This is a genomic window from Salinimicrobium marinum, from assembly GCF_014651535.1.
Lineage (GTDB): Bacteria > Bacteroidota > Bacteroidia > Flavobacteriales > Flavobacteriaceae > Salinimicrobium > Salinimicrobium marinum.
This window is the reverse complement of record NZ_BMXB01000023.1, coordinates 1-24,067: the sequence shown is the minus strand read 5'-3', so window position 1 is coordinate 24,067 and position 24,067 is coordinate 1. Positions and strand designations below refer to the sequence as shown.

Here is a 24,067-nt window from a genome sequence, read left to right as displayed (position 1 = left end):
CCGGTGGATACCGGGAGCGGGGGGAGAGGATGAGGAAAAAATACTACATTTGTCCAAACCCCATTCTCATTTGAAAATACTCGTCCATCAAAATGCAAAAATTCCTGTAAGAGTTCTTTCTTGCAATCCTGAAGAAGTACATCTTACAAGCAAAACCTGTACAGAGGCTCTTTGGGAATTAGCAGAAAAATTCCCCGATGAAATACTCGGTTGGAGTGAAGAGGGTTCATTGGGCAATTTGGAAATGGACAGCTGGAACGGGATCTTCCATCATAATTTAATCATGGCTTCCTATGCTGTTAAAACAACCTTTCTTCCCGCCAGTATAGGTTACGTAGACCAACTTCCTTTCATTAGCGTTGAAAGAAGTGTCTCTTACGGAACCTGGCGAATGAGCAGTGATGTAGGTGGAATTAAAGGAGAAGTACTGTTGAAATTCGGGCAATTATTCAGAAAGGAGAAGGATTTCAATTTCCTGTTAAATTCCGTGGCTAAAATCGGGCAGCAGAATGGCTTGTTCTGTTACAGTGAGCCGAAATTAGTATATCCTTCTGAAAATACTAAACCGAAAAGTACGGCCAACAAAGTGGATCTTTTCCGATTCGTTCATCAGCATTATTCTACTGCCTGGACGTCAGTATTACTTATATGTTTTATTGTTTACGAAAGGTCATTTCCTCTGCTATCTCTTTTCAAGAGCTTTTTTCATTCTAAATTCTTTCGAAGAAGTATAGACTTATCTGGTTTTATCAATGCTTCCCGGAAGAATAATTCTACTTCAGGAAGTATTGATGTAATTATTCCCACAATGGGAAGAGCCGAATATTTATACGATGTCTTGAAAGATTTTTCAGTTCAGACGCACCTCCCGAAGAAAATAATCATCGTGGAGCAGAATCCGAATATCACTTCAGCTTCTGAATTGGAGTTTATAAAAGGGGAAAATTGGCCCTTTGAAATTGTACACCATTTTATTCATCGTACCGGTGCCTGTAAGGCAAGGAATATTGCTCTGAAAGAGGTTACTTCGGAATATGTATTCTTTGCAGATGATGATATAAGAATCAGTAGAAATCTTTTGGAAAATATTTTTTCTGAAATAAAAAGATACGATCTATGTGCTGTAAATATGAATTGCAGGCAACCGGGAGAAGAAACTGTCTTTGGAAAAATAAAACAATGGGGAAGTTTTGGATCAGGTACCAGTGTGGTAAAATCTCTATATGCGAAAAAATGTAGATTTTCAGAAATTTTCGAGCACGGCCATGGGGAAGATACAGATTTCGGGATGCAATTGAGGCGGGTTGGATGTGATATTATTTATCATCCGAACCTGGAAATTGCACACCTGAAAGCCCCGATGGGAGGTTTCCGGGAAAAGCCAATTTTAGAATGGGAAACGGAAGATCCGTTGCCAAAACCTTCACCTACTGTAATGGCATACGCACTGAGAAACTATACTCCACACCAGATCAGGGGATATAAAATATCTTTATTTATAAAGTTCTATCCCCGGCAGAAAATTAAGAATCCGGTTTCTTACATTTCTTCGATGAATAAGAGGTGGAAGAAAAGTATGGATTGGGCTGAAAAGCTGATGAAGCAGGGACAGAGTCTTAGGTCTACATAGGTTCACTGCATCACAAGATCCCATTTTTCAATATCATTTCATTTTCAGGATCAAACCTCTATATTTACCCGCGATGAAATCCAGTTTAATAATTTGTACCTATCAACGTCCGGAAGCTCTAAAGAGGTTGCTGGATTCCGTAAAAGAACAAACAGTACTGCCAAATCAGATCCTGATCATTGATGGTTCAGAGGATGATAGGACAGGAAATCTTTTTCAGCACGATCCATTTCCAAACCTGGAATATTATAAGGTAGACGAACAACAGCGGGGACTAACCAGGCAGAGGAATTTTGGTGTGGAAAAATTAAGACAGGATGTAGAGGTAGTATTCTTTCTGGATGATGACACGGTACTAGATACTTCTTATTTTGAAGAAATTTTGAAAACCTATGAGAAACATCCTGAAGCATTAGGTGTTTCCGGCCATATTATAAATGAACAGGAATGGCAACAGGTTCCTGAAGGGTATAAACCAACAGAATCAGAATTTGTTTATGACAATTGGAAGAGGATCGAAGGCTCCAGGTTTAAATTGCGAAAGAAATTGGGACTACCCCCAAATGTTCCTCCGGGTTTTATGCCGGATTTCTCTCATGGCTATTCCACAGGATTTTTACCACCCAGCGGAAAAACCTATGAAGTGGAAATGTTGATGGGAGGGATAGCGAGCTATAAAAAAGGAGTGTTTGAAAAATTAAAATATTCTACATATTTTGAAGGTTACGGGCTCTATGAAGACGCCGATTTTTCCCTCAAGGTTTCGAAACTCGGGAAACTGTACGTGAACACCAATGCAAGAGTGGAACATCATCATGCTTCAGAAGGGAGACCAAATAAATATAATTATGGCAAAATGGTAGTTAGGAATGGTTGGTATGTATGGCGGGTGAAAAATCCAAATCCTACATTTAAAGCCAGGGCAAAGTGGAATGCCACTTCTTTTTTGCTTACCTTGATAAGGCTATCCAATGTTTTTAATACTAATAAAAGAAAAGAAGCTTTTACGGAAGCGACAGGACGTATGGCGGGTTGGGTGAGTTTATTAATTAATAATCCTAAAGAGCAATAATAAAGTTCCTGGAATAATCAGATAGGGACTTGTTTCACCTATGTTGCATAAAATTAATTTCAGTATTGAAAACCATATTTCTGTCATTCAGTATTGCCAATACCTCTGTATCTGATTATTTTATCGAATTGTCGAATAAATTGTCAGAAGAATTCCGGGTGATTATTATTACAGATAGTGTAAAAGATCATCAAATTCCAATATCATTCAAAATAGAAATATTCAAATGGCCATCAAGAAGACCCACAAAATGGAAGGACTTTAAGTTTTTGATTCAGAAGGTAAAAGAATACCGGCCCGATATGATGATCTCCATGTTCGGATCCATCAACATCTTTTTAGTAGTTGGTTATCTATTTGGTGTAAAATACAGGATTCCCTGGGCCCGAACGATTTCTACTCAGTTTCAGACGAAAAAAAACCTGCTGATTAGAAAGAAGATCCTTTATAAGTTAGCTACTAAAGTCATAGCAAATTCAAATGCCACTAAAAGAGATTTGAGAGAGAATTTTGGAGTCAGGGACAGCAAGATCGAAGTCTGCTATAATGCAGTAAAGGAATATCCATTAGAAAATCATCAGGTTCAGAGAAATAAAATTCTATATGTAGGAAATATGTGGCCGTCGAAAGGAGTTGATACTCTATTGGAAGCTATGCCTGCTGTACTCAAAAAGTTTCCTGAGATTAAACTGACACTGATAGGAGGTTCACTGAAGGGGAGCAGGATTAAACAACTTCAGAAAAAAGCCGTTGAATTTAATATTTCCAAAAATGTTGTTTTTGCTGGAAGTCAGTCGAAGGAAAGGGTTTTGAAAGAATTTTCAAGTGCATACCTGGCAGTAGTCCCTTCTGTAGTGGAAGCATTTGGCTTTGTATTAATTGAAAGTTTTTCGGTAAAAACACCGGTGATAGGTTCCAATACTTCGGGGATTGCAGAGATCATTAGAGATGGCAAAGACGGATTTCTTTTTGAACCAAAAAATGAGGTAGACCTATCGGAAAAAATCCTGAAATTATTAAAAGATGAAGGGCTTCGGCAAGAATTCAGTAAAAATTGTTATGCACGATTTAAAGAGGAATTTGAAGTAGAAAGTGCGACTACTATCGTGTTTGAGAAATTAAAGCAATTATAGACAACAAAAAGAGCAATCCCTCTAAAAGAGAATGAATAGAAAGTTGTCAATCCTGGTTGGAGTTCTAATTTTAGGAGGGGTCATCCTGCTGGTCTTCCATACCAGATATCCATTTGTTACCCCTGCGGTCGGTCCGTGGTCCGTTGGATTTCAGAAATCATCAAATCCCCTTCAAGAGCAAAAAATAGATCCTGTGAATATCGTCACCTACGAATTCATTGATGGCTTACTTCCCGAACCCATAGACTATATAGCAGATCCCTTTTTTATCAAAGAAAAAGATACGTTCTATCTTTTTGTGGAAATTAAGGGGAGGGGAAATGCCAATATCGCTTTACTGACTTCTCCTGACGGAAAGAACTATGATTATAAAGGAACTGTTTTGGACGAAGATTTCCATCTTTCCTATCCCCAGGTATTTACACATAAGGAAGAAATCTATATGCTACCGGAAACTAAAGGATCTAATAATATTTTACTGTATAAAGCCGATAATTTTCCTTATTCCTGGCGCATTACTGATACCCTTATTACCAATATAGGTTTAAAAGATCCGTCCCTGCTTTTAAGTGAAAGCCTGAATCTCATCGTTGCCGTAGATGATGATATGAAACAGTATATGTTCACGGCAGATTCTCTAGAAGGGAAATGGTCCGAAGTGGAAAATTACAGACAGGACTGGGGAAATGAGACGCGTCCCGGAGGACGTTTTTTTAATGTAAAGAATACGTGGTATCTTCCTCTTCAAAATATGTCGGCAGGTTATGGAACCAGTATTTCTATTTATAGGCTGGAAACCAACGGAGAAAATCTTGCTCTTGCTCTTGAAGAGAATTTATATCTGCAACCTCAGTCGGAAATAGAATGGTTTAACAGGGGAATGCATCATTTGGATATACAGAAATATGAAGATGAATATTATATGGTATATGACGGGGATCGCCATCTTGGCAACAGACTGGAATGGCAATACAAAAGAACACTGAAACATAACTGGATAGATTTTTACAACTTTTTTACGCAGTAGAAGCAGGAATGAGATTTACCGTCATCACATATATAGAACATAAAGCGCAGGAAAATTCCTTTTACTCTTATGGACCCTATATGCGGGAAATGAATCTCTGGTTTAATTATGTAGATGAGGTGGAAGTCGTGGCTCCTTTATCAAATAATCCTGTTCAGTCTGCTGAACTGGCTTACTCTCATAAAAAGCTTCTTTTTACCAAAATTCCTGCGATCAACTTACTTTCCGGAAAATCTGCTTTTCTTGGCCTGACTAATCTGCCGGAAATTTTTCTGAATATTTTTCTTGCAATGAAGCGGAGTGACCACATCCACCTACGCTGCCCCGGAAACATCGGACTAATTGCCTGTATTGTTCAGATATTCTTTCCGAAGAAGCCTAAAACGGTAAAATACGCCGGAAACTGGGAGCCAAAAGCAGAGCAGCCATGGAGCTATAACCTCCAAAAGTGGATATTAAACAATACCTTTTTAACCAGAAACATGCAGGTGCTGGTATATGGCGAATGGCCGCACCAGTCGAAGAATATCAAACCTTTCTTCACGGCTTCCTTTTCTGAAATAGAGAAACGAGGAGTGGAAGAGAAGAATTTTGAAGCTCCTTTTATTTTTTTATATGTCGGAAATCTGGTGCCGGGAAAACATCCTCTGAAAGCGATACAATTAGTTCAGAAAATTAATAGAGAATTAAACAAGAGCACGAGCCGGGAGGCTCGCGCAATAAAATTGAAAGTATACGGCGATGGTCCGGAAATGAAAATGCTGAAAGCCTATTGTAGGGATGAAAATATTGAGCAACTGGTCGATTTTGAAGGAAGCAGACCTTTGGAAGAATTGAAACGTGCTTATAAGCAATCACATTTTCTAATTTTACCTTCTCAATCTGAAGGCTGGCCAAAAGCGGTGGCAGAGGCCATGTTCTTTGGATGTGTCCCGATTTCCACCCCGGTGAGTTGTGTGCCGTGGATGCTTGATTATGGAAGTCGTGGGATCTTGATTTCGGAGAAAGAAAAGAGCAGAGAGCAGAGAAACAGAGTGGAGGATGTGGAAAAGATAGTAGAATTGATGGCAATTCCTGAGAAGATGCGGAAAAAGTCTGAAGCCGCAAAGGAATGGAGTCAAAAGTTTACTTTGGAAAGGTTTGAAGGAGCTATAAAGGAGGTACTGAGAAAGAATTAATTACTTTAGTTTCACGTCAATGGTAGACTTGTTTCAGCATCTTGTAATTGTGAGATCCTGACGTTTGGAGCCTGAAATAAATTCAGGGTGACGCTAAAATGAGAAGCAGTAAATTAAATGAGTACGCCATGCTGAGACCCGCGTTAAATAAATTACCTAGCGTAGGATTTTGACGTAATTTTATTGGTAAATATAGTGAACCACGAGTTAACCGATATAAGTATAGTGTTTTCATACCTGTTGCTGAGTATGGTTTTGGAAAATATTGTTAGCGATGCTGGTGCTCAATTTACTTGATGCCCGAATGGTAGTCTTGCAAGCTGAAAGATTTTCCAACTGTGGTTTTTAAAATTTATTCGCCATGAAAAAAATTAGAACACATGCAGCGGGTATAGATATAGGTGCCCACAAAATTTTTGTTGGACTGGAAGGTAAAGAAGTGAAAAGCTTCGACACCTTTACGGAGGATTTGGAAGCTGCAGCATCCTATTTATTGGAAAATAATGTAGATACTGTTGCTATGGAAACAACTGGTGTTTATTGGATAATCCTGTATGATATCCTTCAGGCTCGAGGTCTTGATGTATGGCTTGTAGATGGGAGAAGCACTAAACAAGTGCCAGGTAGAAAAACTGATGTAAAGGATTGTCAGTGGATACAACAACTCCATAGCTATGGGTTATTAAATAAGTGTTTCGTAGCAGAAGACTTGATTCAGGAATTACGGAGTTATCAGCGCCTAAGAGAAGATCATATTCGTAGTGCTGCGATGCATGTCAACCACATGCAAAAAGCGCTCACGATGATGAATATTCGTTTAAAAGAAGTTCTGAGTCAGGTGCATGGAGCAAGCGGATTGAAAATTATCAGGGCTATTTTAGCTGGAGAAAGAAATCCTGATATTTTAGTTGAAATGTGCCATAGCAGTGTTTTAAAAACAAAAAGGGAACTAATAGTAAAATCTTTAAAAGGTCATTATAACCAGGCAGGGCTTTTCGCTTTAGAGCAAGCGGTTACTTGCTACGACTTTTATCAGGAACAAATAGTTCGCTGTGATAAACAATTGGAAGAAGTGCTTAAAAAGATGAGTTCCAATGAGCCACCGCAAAACAATCCAAAATCTCGTAGAAAGCCAATAAGACATCACAAACCAGAGATTAAAAATATGGATAATTATCTATTAAGGATATTCCATAATAAAGATGCTACCGTTTTACCAGGAATTACCGACTATAACTGGTTGCAGTTGTTGTCTGAGGTTGGCACTGATCTGCAAAAATGGAAAACAGAAAAACATTTTACTTCCTGGCTTGGTCTTGCTCCCAAACAACATCACTCTGGTAAAATGAGAAAAAACTATAAATCTAAAGGGCAACCCAAGGCTGGCCTAATTTTTAAGCAAGCTGCCCATAGCTTACTCAACAGCAAAAATATTACATTGGGAGCCTTTGGGCGCAAAATTAGAGCAAGGAAAGGTCCTTCGCTTGCTATTAAAGCTGTAGCAAGAAAATTGGCTGAATTATACTGGAAATTATTTGTAAAAGGATTAACCTATGTAGAAGAGGGAATTAAAGCCTATCAAGAGAAAATCCTGCTTAATAAGCAAAAAAGCCTGTTCAAGATGGCTAAAGAAATGGGAGTCGTAATTAGCTATAAAACAGCAACTTAAATAATACGTCAATGGTAACTTGTTTCAGCATCTTACAATTTGGAACTTCAAACGTGTAAAATCTGAAATAAATTCAGGGTGACACTAAATTGAGAAGCGGCCAAACAGAAAAAGATCAGAATTATTTAAAATATTAAACAGCACTTCGATTAATCCGCCACGAAAAAGGGCGGGTTAAGTGGGACAGCCGAAATAAGAAAGAAATGCGTGTTCTCCAACTAATAGATAGCTTACGCCCAGGTGGTGCAGAACGAATGGCTGTTTCTTATGCGAATGCCCTTACTGGCAGGGTAGAAGGCTCATTTTTATGTTGTACCCGAATGGAGGGAATGCTCCTGAAAAAGCTAGTTCCAGAAGTAGGATATCTGTTTCTGGAGAAGAAGCGTAAGCTGGATGTAAAAGCTCTTTTTCGACTTTGGAGATATATAAAGGATAACAATATAGATCTGATACAGGCGCACAGTAGTTCGTTTTTTCTTGGGGTGTTGGTGAAACTGTTGGTTCCGGGGGTGAAATTGGTGTGGCATGATCATTTCGGAAGGGATTTAGAAATAAGGAAACCTGGCATACTTAAAACGTTTTCAAAATTCTTTGACGGAATCATTTCAGTTAATGTGCCATTGAAAGAATGGGCGGTAGATAATTTAAATCCTTCAGCAGTAAAATATATAAAGAACTTTGTTTCAAAAATATCTTCAGAAAATGTTCGCCAGGAAAACCTTGAAGGACAAGCCGTCTTTAACGTCGTTTGCCTGGCAAATCTCCGGCCTCAGAAAGATCATCTTAATTTACTGCGTGCTTTCAAATTGATATCTGATAAAGATTTGAACCTGCATCTCATCGGGAAAGATTTTGAAGATTCTTATTCCGAAGAAATCAGGAGGTTTTTGCGTGAGAACAAGATGGAGAATAAAGTATTCCTTTATGGGGCACAGGAAAATGTAGAGGATTTTTTAATAAAAGCAGATATTGGAGTTTTATCTTCTTCTTCGGAAGGCCTTCCCGTGGCCTTGCTGGAATATGCACGTGCAGGATTGCCAGTAGTCTGTACCCGTGTTGGCCAGTGTGCTGAAGTTGTAGGAAACGACGGAATTCTGGTTCCATCCAAAAATCCTGAGGCCTTGGCAGAGGCTATTTTTGAGTACATGGCAGATGAAGGAAAAAGAAAAGTTTCCGCTGAAAGCTTTCAAGATAGAATAATGAACACTTTTTCAGAAGATGCTGTACTTCCGGAGGTGCTTAGGTTTTATAAATCGATTTTCAATTCGTGAAAAGGGAGATACGTTCTCTTATGCAATGGGAGAAAAAGACTTCAGGCAGAACGGGAATGATAATAAATTCTTTTTTTAACTGTTAACTCCGGAATCAACCTGAAACTTTTAACTAATATTGCATCTGGAAATGAGCAGTTAAGAAATGATTAATCTGTGAATTTTTAGTCCCACTACCTTCAAAGAACCTACGTATTAGAAATCTCACTCACATACAATATTTGCAGTTTTTATTGTTGCACTTTATCATGGCGTATGTGGTCTATGCCTTTCGGCCTGCATCACAATTTCTGTTACTTGGTGTCATTGTCTTTTTTTTGTTTTATGTGGTTATAAGGGGTAACCGAAACAATGAGGCCTTAATGGCCGCGGCTTATATTGCGGGTGCAGAAGTATTCTTTCGAATGACCGGAGGGATGATCTTTTATGAAACCGGAAAATATGCAGTTATACTCTTCCTGGTGATTGGTATGTTCTATAAAGGTTCGTCTATCAAATCAGTTCCTTTCTGGATTTATCTGCTTATCCTAATTCCCGGGATAGTGGTAGCTTCTCAAACCCTTAGCTATGAAGTGGTATTTCGAAAAGCAGTGGCTTTTAACCTGAGTGGACCTGTTTGTCTGGGTGTTTCAGCACTTTACTGCTACTATAAGAAGATTACTGCAGTGCAATTTAACTTTGTCCTCTTGATGTTGCTCCTGCCTTTGGTTAGCAATATGGTATATCTTTATTTATACACTCCTGATCTGGGGGAGGCGCTTATGAGTGGAACCAATTCCAATTATGCGACCTCGGGAGGATATGGGCCCAATCAAATTTCTACGGTGATGGGAATGGGAGCTCTTTTGCTTTGTACAAGATTGTTTGTCATTAAAAACAGGTTGATTAACATAATAGATCTTGTTCTTTTCGGATTGATGAGCTATCGTGCAATCGTCACCTTTTCGAGGGGAGGTGTGCTGACTGCGATTATCTGCATCATCTGTTTTTTATTTATTTTATATTATAAACAGACTCCGCGGGAAAAATCGAAAACGGTTCGTAAGCTGGGATTGATATCAATAGCAGCTTTTGGAATATGGTTGTTCATATCGGTTGCTACTCAGGGGTTGATTAATTACCGGTATACCAACCGAAATGCTGCGGGAGAGCTGGAAGAAGATATTACTACCGGAAGAACGGAGTTAATTGTTACTGAACTTCAGGGTTTTTATTATAATCCTGTGGTAGGAGTTGGAGTTGGAAAAGCAAAAGAATACCGGGAGGAGGAAACAGGTATAGAAACAGCCTCCCATAATGAAATTAGTCGTTTATTGTCAGAACATGGATTATTAGGCCTGTTAGCCATTCTAATTCTTATATTTGTGCCTTTACTGTTTTGGTTAAAATTTAAAAACAATTATTATTTTCTGGCATTTGTAGCCTTTTGGTTTCTCACTATAAACCATTCGGCCATGCGTATTGCCTTACCGGCACTGGTTTACGGACTGGCACTTTTATATATAGTTGATGAAAAAAAGAATATTATACATAGGTAACAATCTTACAAATTCTACTTTTACCGCTACCTATATTTCTTTTTTTAGTGAAGTATTGAAGAAGGAAGGTTACCAGGTAAAAACAGCTTCAGGTAAAGACAATAAAATTCTGCGGCTTATTGACATGCTAAACCTCATTTGGAATCATCGTGATAGTACGGATGTGGTCCTTATCGATACCTATGGCGCTCAGAATTTTTACTATGCCTACAGCGCGGGCAAATTATGTCAGCAGTTAAATTTACCATATATACCTATTCTTCACGGCGGAAATCTGCCCGGCAGACTGGAGACTTCGAAGAGGAAAAGTAAGGATCTCTTCGCAAAAGCACAGGTGAACATTGCGCCTTCTCATTTTCTCTATAATATTTTTAAAGCTGAAGGGTTTGAGAACCTGAAGATCATCCCCAATTCCATTGTTTTAAATGATTATCCTTTTAAAAAAAGAGAAATATTTAAACCGAAATTATTGTGGGTGCGAAGGTTTCAGGAGCGTTATAATCCGATGCTGTCAGTGCAGGTATTTGAAAAATTATTGAGAAAGTATCCTGAAGCTGAATTCTGTATGGTGGGCCCAGAAAAAGATGGCTCCCTTGCGAAATGTAAGAACTATGCAGAAGAAAAGAACCTTCCGATACATTTCACCGGAAAATTGAAAAAGAAAGATTGGGCGGCCCTTTCTGTGGATTATGACTTCTTTTTAAATTCAACCGATATTGATAACACCCCTATAAGTGTGATCGAAGCCATGGCACTTGGACTTCCGGTAATTTCAACAAATGTAAATGGAATGCCTTACCTGATCGAAAATGGCAAAGATGGAATATTGGTGCCTCCAAAAGATGAAGATAAAATGTTGAATGCATTGGTAGATCTAATCGAAAATCAGGATAAATCCCAAACGATTTCATTGGCAGCATATGAAAAAGTGAAGGATTTCGATTGGGAAGTGGTGAAGGGGCAATGGGAGAAAGTACTGAGCAGTTAGTCGTGAGTTCTCAGTATTGAGTGATTAAATTAGTGTCTGAGAAGGAAGAAAGCGAAGGAGTCCAGAACGTCGGACAATAAACCAATAATGTTGTTTAAGCGGCTGCACCCGAACGTCCCGCTCCGAAACCCACTCCAGAGGAACTACAAATAAAACTTAAACAAATCCCCCATTCGTTTCATGAAAGCTAACCTCCTTTACATCGGAAATCGACTTTTACCCGGGGGAGGATCGCCTACTTCTGTAGATGTTTTACCTCCACTTTTTAGGCAGGAGGGTTATAACATCAAGTCTGCTTCTTCACGTAAAAATAAGCTCTTCCGTTTGGCAGATATGTTGCTTACAGTGTTCAGGAATAGAAAATCCACTGATTTTGTTCTTATCGATACCTATAGCACCCAGAATTTCTGGTATGCATGGGCAGTGGCCAGGTTGTGCCAAAAATTAAAGCTGAAGTATATCCCTATACTGCATGGAGGAGAGCTTCCAAAACGCTTAAATGGGTCTCCCAAAGCTTGTTCTGAGATATTTAGCTGCTCTTACCTAAATGTAGCACCTTCCCTCTATTTAAAAACAGAATTTCAGAAAGCTGGTTTTCTCAATATAAGGTATATACCAAACAGTATCCATCTTACAGACTATAAATTTAAGGAGCGTCGGATACTTGCGCCCAAACTGTTATGGGTGCGGGCTTTTGATGAAATTTACAATCCAATGCTGGCATTAAAAGTTTTGGAAATTCTTTTGAAAAAATATCCTGAAGCAGAATTGTGTATGGTGGGTCCCGCAAAAGATGAATCACTGAATAGTTGTCGCCGATATGCACTGCAAAACAAGTTGCCGGTAAAATTTCCGGGAAAGCTGTCCAAAGAAAACTGGCGGACACTTTCAGAAGGATATGATATTTTCCTTAATACCACAAACATCGACAATACGCCCGTAAGTGTTTTAGAAGCCATGGCTTTAGGCCTGCCCGTGGTTTCCACCAATGTAGGCGGACTTCCATACCTTATTTCTGCTGATGTAGATGGGGTGCTTGTCCCTCCAAATGATCCCGAAAGAATGGCAGGGGCAGTAGAAAAATTACTGAATGATCCCGAATTCTCTCTAAAAATGACTAAAACGGCAAGAAAGAAAACAGAGGCTTTCGATTGGGAAGTGGTGAAAGAAAAGTGGAACATGGTGTTGAAGCCCTAATCCGATTCTCATGAAAGGGATATGTCAAAGAAATGAAGTCATTTCATGGAAAAAATAACCCGCCATAAACAGGTTGATAAAATATATCTTCCTTCACCTTTTGAAACTGAACTCTTTACTATCTTTGCCGGGTAAAAAATCTTCCATGCCCCGGAAACAGAATATTCATTTTGAAATTTCAGAACGTAAGATCTTGCTCCGCATTTTTGATGTGTTCTGGGTGCTTTTTACACTTTATCTGGTGGGGATTTTTTCGAGGTTTGAATATTTTAATATCAACCCAGATTTTTGGACCTGGGGAGTGGTACTGGCGTTGTATCTCACAGTTTTTTCAAGCGTCTTCGAACTCTACGATCTTCAGAAGGCCAGCAAGTTTGACACTGTATTAAAAAATGTGATTTTAACCACTTCAGTTACTGTTCTGTTCTTTCTGTTAACTCCGTTTCTTACGCCTGTGCTGCCTGAGAACAGGGTGCAAATCCTGTATTTTTATATTTCCATAATTTCAGCTTTACTTCTATGGAGGTTTGCTTATATAGCACTTGTTTCTTCTCCAAGGTTCTACAAAAGGGTTTTGATCATCAATGATTCTTTTGATGTGGATGTGATAGCGAACCAACTGCAACAGTCCGATCCACATTACAATATCATAGGCTATATTAATTCCGGGGATTATTCGGGAGGAAAATCTGTTTTTCAATCGGGACTTTTAAGGTTCTCAGATGAAAAATTGACCAACATTGTCAAAGAAAATGGCATCACTGAAATTCTTATTTCAGGAGATCATACTAAATCGGGTTTAAATGAGGAGTTGCTGGGTTTGCTGAAAAGCGGATTTCCGGTTAAGGATTATTACGAAGTATACGAGGAGAAAACAGGGCGTATTCCTGTGCAGCATATAGAAAAAGATTTCTACAAGTTTTTTTATTTCAGTAAAATAAATGACAATAAATTTTACATTTTCTTTCATCGCCTGGTAGACGTGGTGGTGGCGAGTTTCGGGATGATCATTGGGTTAATTCTGGTTCCCCTGATTATGGTTGGGAATTTCTTCGGAAACAAGGGGTCTTTATTTTACCGGCAGGAAAGGGTCGGCAAGAATGGAGAACATTTTCACATCCTGAAATTCCGGACCATGGGTTATGATGCTGAACAAAATGGAGCCCAATGGGCACAGAAAAATGATATTAGGGTGACAAAATTCGGAAAGTTTTTAAGGAGGACCAGGCTTGATGAATTTCCGCAGTTCTATAATATTTTTGTAGGTGAAATGAGTCTGATAGGCCCCAGACCGGAACGTCCTGTTTTTGTGGAAGAACTTTCGGAAATGATTCCGTTTTACGATACCCGGCACGTCATCAAACCGGGTTTAACAGGCTGGGCGCAGGTAATGGCAGAATATGGGAATAGTCACGGTGACAGCCTTGAAAAACTTCAGTATGATTTATATTACATCAAACACCGAAACCTGTTCCTGGATATTAATATCCTGGTAAAAACCCTGAGTACGATTATTTTCTTCCGCGGACAATGAATTTATGGGAGAAGTGGAAGGTGGAAAGGTAGAGATGAAATTTTTTATAATCGTAAAAGGGAAGCAAATTGGAATTTTCTAATCTGAGCGTTGCCGGTCATGCTGTTAATTCGAGAAATGAAGCCTCATTTTTTTAATAACCCAACGCTATTTTTCTTTTACTGGAAACTGAGCACTTTCAACTGAACATTAAACCTTTCTGTTCCTTTTCCACTTCACCATGGCAAAAAGAAAGATAAACAGCGCCAGGAATTGAGAAACTCTTGCAATATAATCTCCGTATTTAGTGTAAAAAGTGAGTTTGTTATTCAGGCTTACCTGGCCTAGTAAGGCTCCCTGTTCTTCATATCCTAAAGAGGAAACGATTTCACCTTTTTCATTAATAAAAGCGGAAATTCCTGTGTTGGCACTCCGGGCAATTGCCCTACGGTTTTCTACTGCTCGAAGCTTCGCATAGCTTAAATGCTGCTTGTGTCCCTGGGTATTTCCCCACCAGGCATCGTTGGTAATGATAGTGAGAAAATCGGCTCCGTTCCTAACGTAACCGGTGACATAATCTCCGTATACAGATTCGTAACAGATGATGGGTGCAACAAGTTCTCCCTGATTCAGTTCAAATACACCACGATCTTTTTGGGTTGTTTTCATGGCCACAGTTCCGCCAAGGTCAATCATTACATTCCCTAAAATGGGACGCAATACCTCCTGATACGGGAAATTCTCTACTCCTACGACTAATTTTGACTTGTGGTAGAAATGTACAGAGTCATTGGCGTTAACGAGAAAGGCCGAATTATAATCATCATACCAGTCGCCAGGGCCAATTTCATTGCTCTGGCCGGTTACAAGTGAAGGGTCCTGAAAGCGATTGTACATCGATATTCCACTCAAAAAACTTGCTTGTGGATGCTTCCGGACAAATTCCTTTGTGAAAAAACTTGCTTCAGACCTATCAAAATTGTTAAAAACAGTACCATCTGCAAATACAGTTTCAGGGGCAATAACTACCTGCGTCTCTTCAGTGATAGCATTTTCCGCCAGTTCGGTGAGGAGTTCGCCAATGCGAGTATCGTTGGTATTATATTTTTCAGTATACGGGTTGACATTTGGCTGCAGTACAAGAGCTTCTATACTCTCTTCAGTTTCAGAATAGGTATAGAGAATCGCGTAGGAGATTAAAAGAGGAACCAGAAGGAGCAATCCTGTTTTTACCAGTCCTCTGTAAATAATGGTTTTTTCACGGTGCTGTTTGTATAGGAGCAACATTTTAAAGATTGCAATATTTACCAGCCAGATCCATAAAGTACCACCAAAGGTTCCCGTAAATTCATACCACTGCACCCAATTAATGGCTTCGGAAAAACCATTTCCAAGATTGAGCCAGGGCCAGGAAAATTCCCAGTTGAGGTGCAGGTATTCAAATACGATCCAGAGCGATACCAGAAATGTGGAAGCGGCTCCAAAGTAGGTTCTTTTCGCAACGATGTGATAAATAAGGAAAACGAAAGTCATTAACAGCGAATTTGCTAAAACAGCAAAAATTCCACCGAAGGGAGTGGAGTAGTAGAGCCAATGCGTGGTGACCACATTCCAGGTGAAAAAACTTATATATGCGAGTCCGAAGATCTTCCATTTTCGGTTATGTGCTTCATCAAGTCTTATGTTTGCCTCGGCGTACAATAAAGGGACGAAGGCGAAGAACAATAAGAGGGGAAACCCATAAGTGGGCCAGCCCAGTGCCAGTAATATTCCGGAGAGTAAAGCGTAGAAAAAGTACTTCATAATGAATTGTTGCTTCAAATTTATGAAACTCTGTAGTTTTGGAAGAGGTAAATAGTAAAATGTTGTCAGGATTAATTTGTTATAGATTTGGGCAGTTCCCAGGCTTTGATGAAGGGGTTAGTTGGGGAATAGAAGATATGATAGTGATAAATACTGTATGACTCCTGTTTAAGATCCAATCCGGAAATACAAAGCCTTATTGGGAGAATACAACCTGCGGAAACAGTAAACAGTAAAGTTTTTTACTATTTTTACCAAAAACCGACTCTATGAGCCTTAAGAAGCATATCCCGAATATTATTACGCTTTTGAATCTTTTTGCCGGAAGTATTGCAGTTGTTTTTGCGGTGCAGGGGAATTTGGTAATGGCGGCGATTTTTGTCGCATTGGGAATCTTCTTCGATTTTTTTGATGGTCTCGCAGCAAGGGCGCTGAATGTAAAAAGTGAGCTTGGATTACAATTGGATTCCCTTGCAGATATGGTGACCAGCGGAGTTGTACCGGGAATAGTGATGTTTCAGTTGTTTTTAAAAGCATTGCCGGGAGAATCTGCAGCATCTACAGACTGGAGTAGCGGACAGGACCTGCTAGTGTGGGATTTTCACTACGGTGCATTATTTGGGCTTCTGGTAACTCTGGCTTCGGGGTACAGGTTGGCAAAATTCAATATTGATGAACGACAATCTGATTCATTTATCGGACTACCAACTCCTGCTAACGCACTGTTGATCTTAAGTCTGCCGCTAATCCTTATCTTTCAGCCGCAACCTGAAGTGGTATCAATTATCCTGAATGAATGGTTTTTGGCAGCACTCACTATTTTCAGTTGTTTTATGCTCAATGCTGAAATTCCTCTTTTCGCTTTGAAGTTTGATAGCTGGGCTTTTTCAGACAATAAATTAAGATATTTCTTTATTGTTTTTTGCCTCGTATTGTTGTTCGTTTTCCATTTTGTGGCTATTCCTCTGATCATTGTAAGTTATGTGCTGCTGTCAATTATTGCAACCGGAAGAACAAAAAGGGAAGCAAGAGCAGGGAATTAGAATTAAGTGTTGTGATGAATTAATTCCGTTAAGAATATAGCTATTCCTTCTATGATACTGCTAAGATCCAGGTAGTGTTTGGAAAAGTAATCCAGGTGTACTGCTTTTTTAAATATAAAAATAAGCCTCAGCGTTTTTTAACTAGTGAGGCTTTATCCAAGTTTAATATTCTTGTTGAAATAAAGTGGTATAAAAATATCTTATTTAAATATCTTCTTCTTCCGAAGCTCAAAATTCTGACCCAAATATACTTTTCTAACCATTTCATCTTCGGCCAGTTCTTCAGGCTTTCCGGCTTTGAGAATGCGTCCTTCAAACATAAGATAAGTACGGTCTGTAATAGCAAGAGTTTCCTGTACGTTATGATCGGTAATAAGGATGCCGATGTTTTTATTTTTCAGTTGAGCCACGATCCGTTGGATATCCTCTACAGCAACGGGATCAACGCCTGCAAACGGTTCATCCAGCAGAATGAAATTAGGATCGGTAGCAAGGGCGCGGGCGATTTCGGTTCTACGGCGCTCCCCTCCACTTAATAGATCTCCACGACTCTTCCGGATATGCCCTAGTCCAAACTCTTCTATGAGAGATTCCATTTTCAAATGGCGTTCTTTTTTGGAAAGCTTCGTAAGCTCCAGGACACTCATAATATTGTCTTCAATGCTGAGTTTCCGAAAAACAGAAGCTTCCTGCGCCAGGTATCCAATTCCGTGCTGTGCACGTTTGTACATCGGGAATTTGGTAATATTCTCCCGGTCAAGATATATCCGGCCTCCATTGGGCTTTATAAGTCCCACGATCATGTAAAAAGAAGTTGTTTTTCCGGCTCCGTTGGGTCCAAGTAACCCTACGATCTCCCCCTGATTTACTTCCAGGGAAATTCCCTTTACTACTTCTCTTCCTTTGTAGGATTTTACAAGACTTTCAGCGAATAACTTCATTACTGGATATTAAATGTTAGATTTTAAACCGGAGAAAAGAAAAGAGAAAAATGGGTAAAGACCAATTTATTTTTTATGGTTTTCCGGCTTTGAACAGTCTTCTTCAAAATCTATTCCCTTTTCCTTTTTATGGTTTTCTGGCTCACTTCTGCAAACTATAGGTTATTGGGAATAGCCAACAGTTTTTTCACGCTCTACTCATTGCTTCCTTCCAGTTCCTCCCAGAATTCATAGGCTCTCCTTAAATGAGGAATTACGATGGTTCCTCCTACAAGGGTGGCAATGCTAAGAGCTTCCATGACTTCTTCTTTCGTAAGCCCTTCTTTATAACTGGTCTCGAGGTGATACTTTACACAATCGTCACAACGTAATACGGTGGAAGCCACCAATCCAAGTAATTCTTTTGTTTTTACATCAAGAGCACCTGCGGTAAATGCATTGGTGTCGAGATTAAAGATCCTTTTAATAACTTTATTATTGTCGCCAAGGATCTTGTCGTTCATCTTCTGGCGGTATTCATTAAATTCTTCTACCTGATTTTTCATCGTGCTTGCTGTTGTTTTTTCAATTTTCTCTTTTCGTTTCGGGTAACAATTTTTGCAATAATTATACTCACCTCATAAAGTACCAGTACCGGAATTGCTACAATGATCTGGCTCAAAATATCCGGCGGGGTTATGATCGCAGCAATGATCAATACGATCACCAGCGCATATTTCCGGTATTTTTGCAGGAATTCCGGAGTTACCAATCCAATTTTAGTGAGGAAAAATATTATAATGGGTAACTCAAAAATAAGTCCGGAGGCGACTACAGAAGATCTTACCAGACTTATATAACTGCCAATGTCAAATTCATTTAATACCTGGTCGCTTACCTGATACCTTCCGAGGAAATTAATGGAAAGCGGAGTGATAAGATAATACCCGAACAAAACTCCTAAAAAGAAAAGTACAGAGGAAATAAAGATGAATCCACGTGCTGTATTTCTTTCATTGGTGTACATGGCAGGGGAAATAAATTTCCAGAATTCATAGATCACGTACGGAAATGAAATAATGAACCCCGCAGTAATAGAGGTCCAAATATGAGCAGAAAATTGTCCGCCCATGGTTCTACTTTGAATACTAAAAGGCATATCCCCATCAAAACAAAAACCTCCTTCAAGTCCTACATAGGAGGATAATTTACATAAAATGTCATAAGTGAAAAAATCTGCTCTACTGGGACCAAATAGAAGCACATCAAAAATGAAACTTTTGGCAAGAAAGGCTATAAATCCTGCAATTACCACCGCAAGACATGCTCTTATTAGATGCCAGCGCAACTCTTCCAGGTGGTCCAGAAATGACATTTCCTCGCCTTCGTTCAATTGTTTTATCATTTATAAAATTCCTTCTCTAATTAGGTTGTGCAAATGTACGACTCCGGAATACACTCCATTCTCTTCGGCTAAAAGCTGGGAGATCTTATTTTCTTCAAGGACATCCAGGGCATCGACAGCCATTGCTTCCTGAGAAATGGTTTTGGGGGAAGAGCTCATGATATCCCTGGCTGTTAGTCCCGAAATATCTGTACTTTTATACAGCATTCTTCTTATATCCCCATCGGTAATAATCCCAACGATCTTATCATTCTCCAATACTGCCGCCACTCCCAGCATCTTTTCAGAAATTTCAATGATTACCTGCGGTACGGGAGTTTCTGGGTGTACAACAGGTTTTTGATTTTGTGCAGTAATGTCACTTACCCGTAAATAAAGCTTTTTCCCAAGGGCACCACCTGGATGGTACCTGGCAAAATCTTTACTGGAAAAGCCTCGCAAGTTTAAAAGACAAACCGCCAGGGCATCGCCCATCACTAATTGTGCGGTGGTACTGGTGGTGGGTGCAAGATTATTAGGGCAGGCTTCTTTTTCGACATACGAATTGATGATAAAATCGGCCTGTTGTCCCAGGAACGAATCGGGGCTGCCGGTAATACCTATAAGGGTGTTTTTAAAGTTCTTGATAAGTGGTACCAGAACCTTAATTTCGGGTGTATTTCCGCTTTTCGAAATACAAATTACCACATCGTCCTTTCCTATAGTACCAAGATCTCCGTGAATGGCATCGGCAGCATGCATAAACACGGCCGGGGTACCTGTAGAGTTCAGGGTGGCAACTATTTTTGTAGCTATTGCTGCACTTTTCCCTATTCCTGTAATAATAACCCTACCTTTGGATTCGTAGATGGCTTCTACTGCTTTCGCAAAATTTTGGTCTAATAATTGCTCTAAATTTGCAATCGCTTTGGCTTCAGTTAAAATTGTTTCTCCGGCAACGGAGAGGATTTTTTCTTGAGGTGTCAAATTTGTAGAATTATGAATTGCATGTACTAAAGAAAAATGTATCTTTAATTATGCAAATGTATGTAAAATTGTAACACAATTGAATGACTTCGCAGGAAATCAATTTACACGAACAGCTTAAAAAATACTTTGGTTTTAGCCAGTTTAAAGGGCTTCAGGAAGAAGTAATTACCAGTATAGTGAACAACCACAATACCTTTGTGGTTATGCCCACAGGAGGTGGAAAATCTCTTTGCTATCAACTCCCGGCTTTGATTAAAGAAGGGACTGCTATTGTTGTTTCTCCCCTAATTGCTTTGATGAAAAACCAGGTAGACGCCATACGTGGTATTTCTTCGGAAAACGGTATTGCACACGTACTTAATTCTTCTCTTAATAAAACTGAAGTTAAACAGGTAAAAGAAGATATTACCAACGGAATCACAAAGCTGCTATACGTTGCCCCCGAATCCCTTACCAAAGAAGAGAATGTTGAATTCTTAAGAAGTGTCAAGATCTCTTTTATGGCCATAGATGAAGCGCATTGTATTAGTGAATGGGGCCATGATTTTAGACCTGAATACCGGAACCTTCGTCATATTGTAAAACGAATTGGGGACGATATTCCTATTATTGGGCTTACTGCGACGGCAACCCCAAAAGTGCAGGAGGATATCCTGAAAAACCTTGGGATAACAGATGCCAATACCTTTAAAGCGTCCTTTAATCGTCCTAATCTGTATTATGAAATACGGCCCAAGACAAAGAACGTAGATTCAGATATTATAAGGTTTGTAAAACAAAATTCGGGTAAAACCGGGATTATATATTGCCTTAGCAGGAAACGGGTGGAAGAGCTCGCGCAGACCCTGCAGGTAAACGGTATTTCAGCGGTACCTTATCACGCCGGACTCGATGCTAAAACCCGCTCCAAGCATCAGGATATGTTCCTGATGGAAGATGTAGATGTGGTGGTTGCAACCATTGCTTTCGGAATGGGGATCGACAAGCCCGATGTTCGGTTTGTCATCCATCACGATATTCCGAAGAGTATAGAAAGTTATTATCAGGAAACCGGAAGGGCCGGCCGTGACGGCGGGGAGGGGCATTGTCTTGCCTTTTATGCTTATAAGGACATTGAGAAACTGGAGAAGTTTATGAGTGGTAAACCTGTTGCTGAACAGGAAATTGGTCATGCTCTGCTTCAGGAAGTGGTTGCTTTTGCTGAAACTTCTGTCTCCAGGAGAAAATTCATACTTCATTATTTTGGAGAGGAATTCGATGAGATCACCGGAGAAGGTGCCAGCATGGATGACAACGTTAGGAATCCAAAGAAAAAACACGAGGCGAAAGAAGAAGTAGAGCTTTTGTTGAGAACCGTGAAAGAAACCAAGCAGCTATACAAGTCCAAAGAGGTGGTAAATACCCTTGTCGGAAAATCGAATGCTCTTATCAAATCCCACAGGACCGACGAGCATGAACTCTTTGGTAAAGGTGCTAGTAAAGATTCGAAATACTGGATGGCTTTGTTGCGCCAGGTTTTGGTGGCAGGATATCTCAAAAAAGATATAGAGACTTACGGGGTAGTTAAAATCACCCAAAAAGGTAAGGAATTCCTCAAGAATCCCGAATCTTTTATGATGGCCGAAGACCATATTTATGAAATAGGAACTGCAGATGGCATTGTGACTGCTGCTAAAGGTGGCGGTGCAGGAGTTGATGAAGCCCTGGTGAAGATGCTAAAAGAGCTTCGGAAAAAAGTAGCGAAAAAACTCGGAGTACCTCCCTTCGTGGTATTTCAGGATCCTTCATTGGAAGATATGGCTTTGAAATACCCTGTTACTCAGGAGGAGTTAGGAAATATCCATGGAGTAGGGGAAGGGAAGGCGAAAAAATTCGGAAAAGATTTTGTGGAGCTTATCAGTCGTTACGTAGAAGACAACGATATTACGAGACCCGATGATCTGGTGGTAAAAACTACCGGAGCCAACAGCGGACTTAAATTATACATTATTCAGAACGTTGATAGAAAACTTCCACTAGACGACATCGCGGCAGCCAAAGGAATGGAAATGCGTGATTTCATTAAAGAAATGGAAGCAATTGTGTACAGCGGGACCAAGCTGAATATTAATTATTGGGTGGATGAAATCCTTGATGAAGATCAACAGGAAGAGATCCATGAATATTTTATAGAAGCTGAAAATGATAAAATTGAAGAGGCTCTTGAAGAATTTGAGGGAGATTATGATGAAGAAGAGCTAAGACTTTATAGAATTAAATTTATTAGTGAAGTTGCGAATTAATTTCAATTGTTTGCTATAAAATGTTTACTTAGAAATACATTACAAGCCGGGATTTATTTCCGGCTTTTTTAATATGTTATTCTCTCATATCATTTCTCAAATCTATATTAACCTAATCTTACAATTTATAAAAGATAGCTTTCTTATCTTTGCTTTTTAACTTAAAACACAGTCATGAACGACGGATTATACGCAAAATTCCATACACCAAAAGGAGAAATACTCGCAGCACTAGAGTTTGAAAAGACACCAGGAACGGTTGGAAACTTCGTAGGACTAGCAGAAGGTAACCTTGAAAATCAAGCTATTCCGCAGGGAAAACCATACTACGACGGACTAAAATTTCACAGGGTGATTCCTGATTTTATGGTTCAGGGGGGAGACCCTAAAGGTACCGGAGTAGGTGGGCCGGGATATCAGTTTGAAGATGAAATCCATCCCGATCTTAAGCACGATCGTCCGGGAATTCTATCTATGGCCAATGCAGGCCCGGGAACTAACGGGAGCCAGTTTTTTATAACGCATACCGAAACGCCTTGGCTTGATGGAAAGCACACGGTTTTTGGACATGTTGTGGAAGGTCAGGAAGTAGTAGACAAAATTAAGCAGGGAGACAAAATAGAGAAGCTGGAGATTATCAGAAAAGGTGATGCTGCAGAAAATTTTAATGCTGTAGAATCATTCCGGCAGTTTAATGGAGCTAAAGAAGAACGTGAAGCTGCAGCTAAAAAACAACAGGAAGAACTTCTTGGGGAGCTGGCGCAGGGATTTGAAAAAACAGAAAGCGGACTCCGGTATAAATTCATTTCAGAAGGAAGTGGAGAAAAAGCTGAAAAAGGAAAAACGGTTTCTGTTCACTATAAAGGGATGTTGCCAGATGGTACCGTCTTCGATTCTTCTTATAAAAGAAAAGAACCTATTGAATTTCCTTTAGGAAAAGGTCATGTCATCCAGGGATGGGATGAAGGGATTCAAATGTTAAAAGTAGGGGATAAGGCACGCTTCGTGATTCCGTCTCATCTGGGCTACGGAAGCAGAGGTGCAGGTGGCGTGATCCCTCCAGATGCTACTTTGATCTTTGATGTGGAGCTGGTAGGAGTGAAATAAAAATCTCTATCTTTTTATAAAAACAAAAACCTCACAGGTTTTAAAATCTGTGAGGTTTTTGTTTTTACTTTTTGTCCAGTCCTAAAATAGCGATACACTAAAACTTTAGTGTAATGAAAACATCAGAAAATGCTGGGTATATAAAGCGTACCCAAAAAGATTATTCGATTTCTTTTAAGCTTCAAGTTGTCCAAGAAATCGAGCTGGGTCAATTAATCAAAACCGAAGCCTGTCATAAATATGGTATACAGGCGAAATCCACTATTAGGGAATGGTTGCGAAAATATGGTACTTTTGACTGGGAAAACCAAACTGAAAATAT

20 protein-coding genes are annotated in these 24,067 nt (G+C 39.5%); 15 read left to right on the top strand and 5 right to left on the bottom strand.

Translation table 11 applies throughout. The annotated features are described in order from the left end of the window. Window positions 1-70: 70 nt before the first annotated feature. The 11 genes from IE056_RS17345 (at window position 71) to IE056_RS17295 (ending at window position 14,237) form a co-directional block, all read left to right on the top strand. The gene (locus IE056_RS17345) at window positions 71-1,630 is read left to right on the top strand and encodes a glycosyltransferase family 2 protein (protein ID WP_189606253.1); all 1,560 of its coding nucleotides are present in this window, start codon (window positions 71-73) and stop codon (window positions 1,628-1,630) included. 73 nt (window positions 1,631-1,703) lie between these two features. After that, the gene (locus IE056_RS17340; protein ID WP_189606252.1) at window positions 1,704-2,702 is read left to right on the top strand and encodes a glycosyltransferase family 2 protein; all 999 of its coding nucleotides are present in this window, start codon (window positions 1,704-1,706) and stop codon (window positions 2,700-2,702) included. A gap of 65 nt (window positions 2,703-2,767) precedes the next feature. Further along, entirely contained in the window at window positions 2,768-3,835 is a 1,068-nt protein-coding gene (locus tag IE056_RS17335; protein WP_189606251.1) for a glycosyltransferase family 4 protein, read from the top strand. A 31-nt stretch (window positions 3,836-3,866) separates the two neighbouring features. After that, window positions 3,867-4,862: a glucosamine inositolphosphorylceramide transferase family protein gene (locus IE056_RS17330; protein WP_189606250.1), complete on the top strand. Its 996-nt coding sequence runs from the start codon at window positions 3,867-3,869 to the stop codon at window positions 4,860-4,862. 8 nt (window positions 4,863-4,870) lie between these two features. Continuing rightward, entirely contained in the window at window positions 4,871-6,040 is a 1,170-nt protein-coding gene (locus IE056_RS17325) for a glycosyltransferase family 4 protein (RefSeq protein WP_189606249.1), read from the top strand. Between the two features lie 361 nt (window positions 6,041-6,401). Next, entirely contained in the window at window positions 6,402-7,709 is a 1,308-nt protein-coding gene (locus IE056_RS17320) for an IS110 family RNA-guided transposase (RefSeq protein WP_189606248.1), read from the top strand. 203 nt (window positions 7,710-7,912) lie between these two features. Further along, on the top strand, window positions 7,913-8,980 hold the full coding sequence (locus IE056_RS17315; protein ID WP_189606247.1) for a glycosyltransferase: 1,068 nt from the start codon (window positions 7,913-7,915) through the stop codon (window positions 8,978-8,980). Between the two features lie 362 nt (window positions 8,981-9,342). After that, the gene (locus IE056_RS17310) at window positions 9,343-10,518 is read left to right on the top strand and encodes an O-antigen ligase family protein (RefSeq protein WP_229793808.1); all 1,176 of its coding nucleotides are present in this window, start codon (window positions 9,343-9,345) and stop codon (window positions 10,516-10,518) included. After that, on the top strand, window positions 10,490-11,506 hold the full coding sequence (locus tag IE056_RS17305) for a glycosyltransferase family 4 protein (protein WP_189606246.1): 1,017 nt from the start codon (window positions 10,490-10,492) through the stop codon (window positions 11,504-11,506). Before IE056_RS17310 ends, IE056_RS17305 begins: the two co-directional genes overlap by 29 nt. A gap of 180 nt (window positions 11,507-11,686) precedes the next feature. Beyond that, a complete protein-coding gene (locus IE056_RS17300; RefSeq protein WP_189606245.1) occupies window positions 11,687-12,703 on the top strand; it encodes a glycosyltransferase family 4 protein in 1,017 nt (338 codons plus the stop codon). Window positions 12,704-12,848: 145 nt separating this feature from the next. After that, a complete protein-coding gene (locus IE056_RS17295; protein ID WP_189606244.1) occupies window positions 12,849-14,237 on the top strand; it encodes an exopolysaccharide biosynthesis polyprenyl glycosylphosphotransferase in 1,389 nt (462 codons plus the stop codon). Window positions 14,238-14,426: 189 nt separating this feature from the next. Here the strand turns inward: IE056_RS17295 and lnt are convergent, their stop codons facing one another. Beyond that, entirely contained in the window at window positions 14,427-16,019 is a 1,593-nt protein-coding gene (gene lnt, locus IE056_RS17290; protein WP_189606243.1) for an apolipoprotein N-acyltransferase, read from the bottom strand. Between the two features lie 269 nt (window positions 16,020-16,288). Between lnt and IE056_RS17285 the strand changes: the two genes are divergently transcribed. After that, entirely contained in the window at window positions 16,289-17,062 is a 774-nt protein-coding gene (locus IE056_RS17285) for a CDP-alcohol phosphatidyltransferase family protein (protein WP_189606242.1), read from the top strand. 200 nt (window positions 17,063-17,262) lie between these two features. Here the strand turns inward: IE056_RS17285 and lptB are convergent, their stop codons facing one another. From lptB to IE056_RS17265, 4 genes are all read right to left on the bottom strand, one after another. Next, window positions 17,263-18,003 (bottom strand): LPS export ABC transporter ATP-binding protein, encoded by a 741-nt coding sequence (gene lptB, locus IE056_RS17280; RefSeq protein ID WP_189606241.1) that lies wholly within the window; start codon window positions 18,001-18,003, stop codon window positions 17,263-17,265. A gap of 194 nt (window positions 18,004-18,197) precedes the next feature. Further along, the gene (locus tag IE056_RS17275; protein WP_189606240.1) at window positions 18,198-18,548 is read right to left on the bottom strand and encodes a carboxymuconolactone decarboxylase family protein; all 351 of its coding nucleotides are present in this window, start codon (window positions 18,546-18,548) and stop codon (window positions 18,198-18,200) included. Then, the gene (tatC, locus tag IE056_RS17270; RefSeq protein WP_229793807.1) at window positions 18,545-19,387 is read right to left on the bottom strand and encodes a twin-arginine translocase subunit TatC; all 843 of its coding nucleotides are present in this window, start codon (window positions 19,385-19,387) and stop codon (window positions 18,545-18,547) included. Before tatC ends, IE056_RS17275 begins: the two co-directional genes overlap by 4 nt. Continuing rightward, window positions 19,388-20,353, bottom strand: a complete 966-nt coding sequence (locus IE056_RS17265; protein WP_189606239.1) for a KpsF/GutQ family sugar-phosphate isomerase — start codon at window positions 20,351-20,353, stop codon at window positions 19,388-19,390. Between the two features lie 83 nt (window positions 20,354-20,436). On the opposite strand from IE056_RS17265, the gene IE056_RS17260 reads away from it, so the two are divergent. The 3 genes from IE056_RS17260 to IE056_RS17250 form a co-directional block, all read left to right on the top strand. Continuing rightward, entirely contained in the window at window positions 20,437-22,638 is a 2,202-nt protein-coding gene (locus IE056_RS17260) for a RecQ family ATP-dependent DNA helicase (protein ID WP_189606238.1), read from the top strand. Between the two features lie 174 nt (window positions 22,639-22,812). Beyond that, complete coding sequence (locus tag IE056_RS17255; RefSeq protein WP_189606237.1) at window positions 22,813-23,745, top strand: peptidylprolyl isomerase; 933 nt, start codon at window positions 22,813-22,815, stop codon at window positions 23,743-23,745. Between the two features lie 113 nt (window positions 23,746-23,858). Continuing rightward, the coding region (locus IE056_RS17250) for a transposase (RefSeq protein ID WP_189606236.1) at window positions 23,859-24,067 on the top strand (209 nt) is incomplete at its 3' end.

What these genes read in the sequence shown, in the direction of transcription:
- IE056_RS17340 (WP_189606252.1), top strand. Translation starts at nt 1,704, where the DNA reads ATGAAATCCAGTTTAATAATTTGTACCTATCAACGTCCGGAAGCTCTA.
- IE056_RS17330 (WP_189606250.1), top strand. Translation starts at nt 3,867, where the DNA reads ATGAATAGAAAGTTGTCAATCCTGGTTGGAGTTCTAATTTTAGGAGGG.
- IE056_RS17325 (WP_189606249.1), top strand. Translation starts at nt 4,871, where the DNA reads ATGAGATTTACCGTCATCACATATATAGAACATAAAGCGCAGGAAAAT.
- IE056_RS17320 (WP_189606248.1), top strand. Translation starts at nt 6,402, where the DNA reads ATGAAAAAAATTAGAACACATGCAGCGGGTATAGATATAGGTGCCCAC.
- IE056_RS17315 (WP_189606247.1), top strand. Translation starts at nt 7,913, where the DNA reads ATGCGTGTTCTCCAACTAATAGATAGCTTACGCCCAGGTGGTGCAGAA.
- IE056_RS17310 (WP_229793808.1), top strand. Translation starts at nt 9,343, where the DNA reads ATGGCCGCGGCTTATATTGCGGGTGCAGAAGTATTCTTTCGAATGACC.
- IE056_RS17305 (WP_189606246.1), top strand. Translation starts at nt 10,490, where the DNA reads ATGAAAAAAAGAATATTATACATAGGTAACAATCTTACAAATTCTACT.
- IE056_RS17300 (WP_189606245.1), top strand. Translation starts at nt 11,687, where the DNA reads ATGAAAGCTAACCTCCTTTACATCGGAAATCGACTTTTACCCGGGGGA.
- IE056_RS17295 (WP_189606244.1), top strand. Translation starts at nt 12,849, where the DNA reads ATGCCCCGGAAACAGAATATTCATTTTGAAATTTCAGAACGTAAGATC.
- lnt (WP_189606243.1), bottom strand. Translation starts at nt 16,019, where the DNA reads ATGAAGTACTTTTTCTACGCTTTACTCTCCGGAATATTACTGGCACTG.
- IE056_RS17285 (WP_189606242.1), top strand. Translation starts at nt 16,289, where the DNA reads ATGAGCCTTAAGAAGCATATCCCGAATATTATTACGCTTTTGAATCTT.
- lptB (WP_189606241.1), bottom strand. Translation starts at nt 18,003, where the DNA reads ATGAAGTTATTCGCTGAAAGTCTTGTAAAATCCTACAAAGGAAGAGAA.
- IE056_RS17275 (WP_189606240.1), bottom strand. Translation starts at nt 18,548, where the DNA reads ATGAAAAATCAGGTAGAAGAATTTAATGAATACCGCCAGAAGATGAAC.
- tatC (WP_229793807.1), bottom strand. Translation starts at nt 19,387, where the DNA reads ATGATAAAACAATTGAACGAAGGCGAGGAAATGTCATTTCTGGACCAC.
- IE056_RS17260 (WP_189606238.1), top strand. Translation starts at nt 20,437, where the DNA reads ATGACTTCGCAGGAAATCAATTTACACGAACAGCTTAAAAAATACTTT.
- IE056_RS17255 (WP_189606237.1), top strand. Translation starts at nt 22,813, where the DNA reads ATGAACGACGGATTATACGCAAAATTCCATACACCAAAAGGAGAAATA.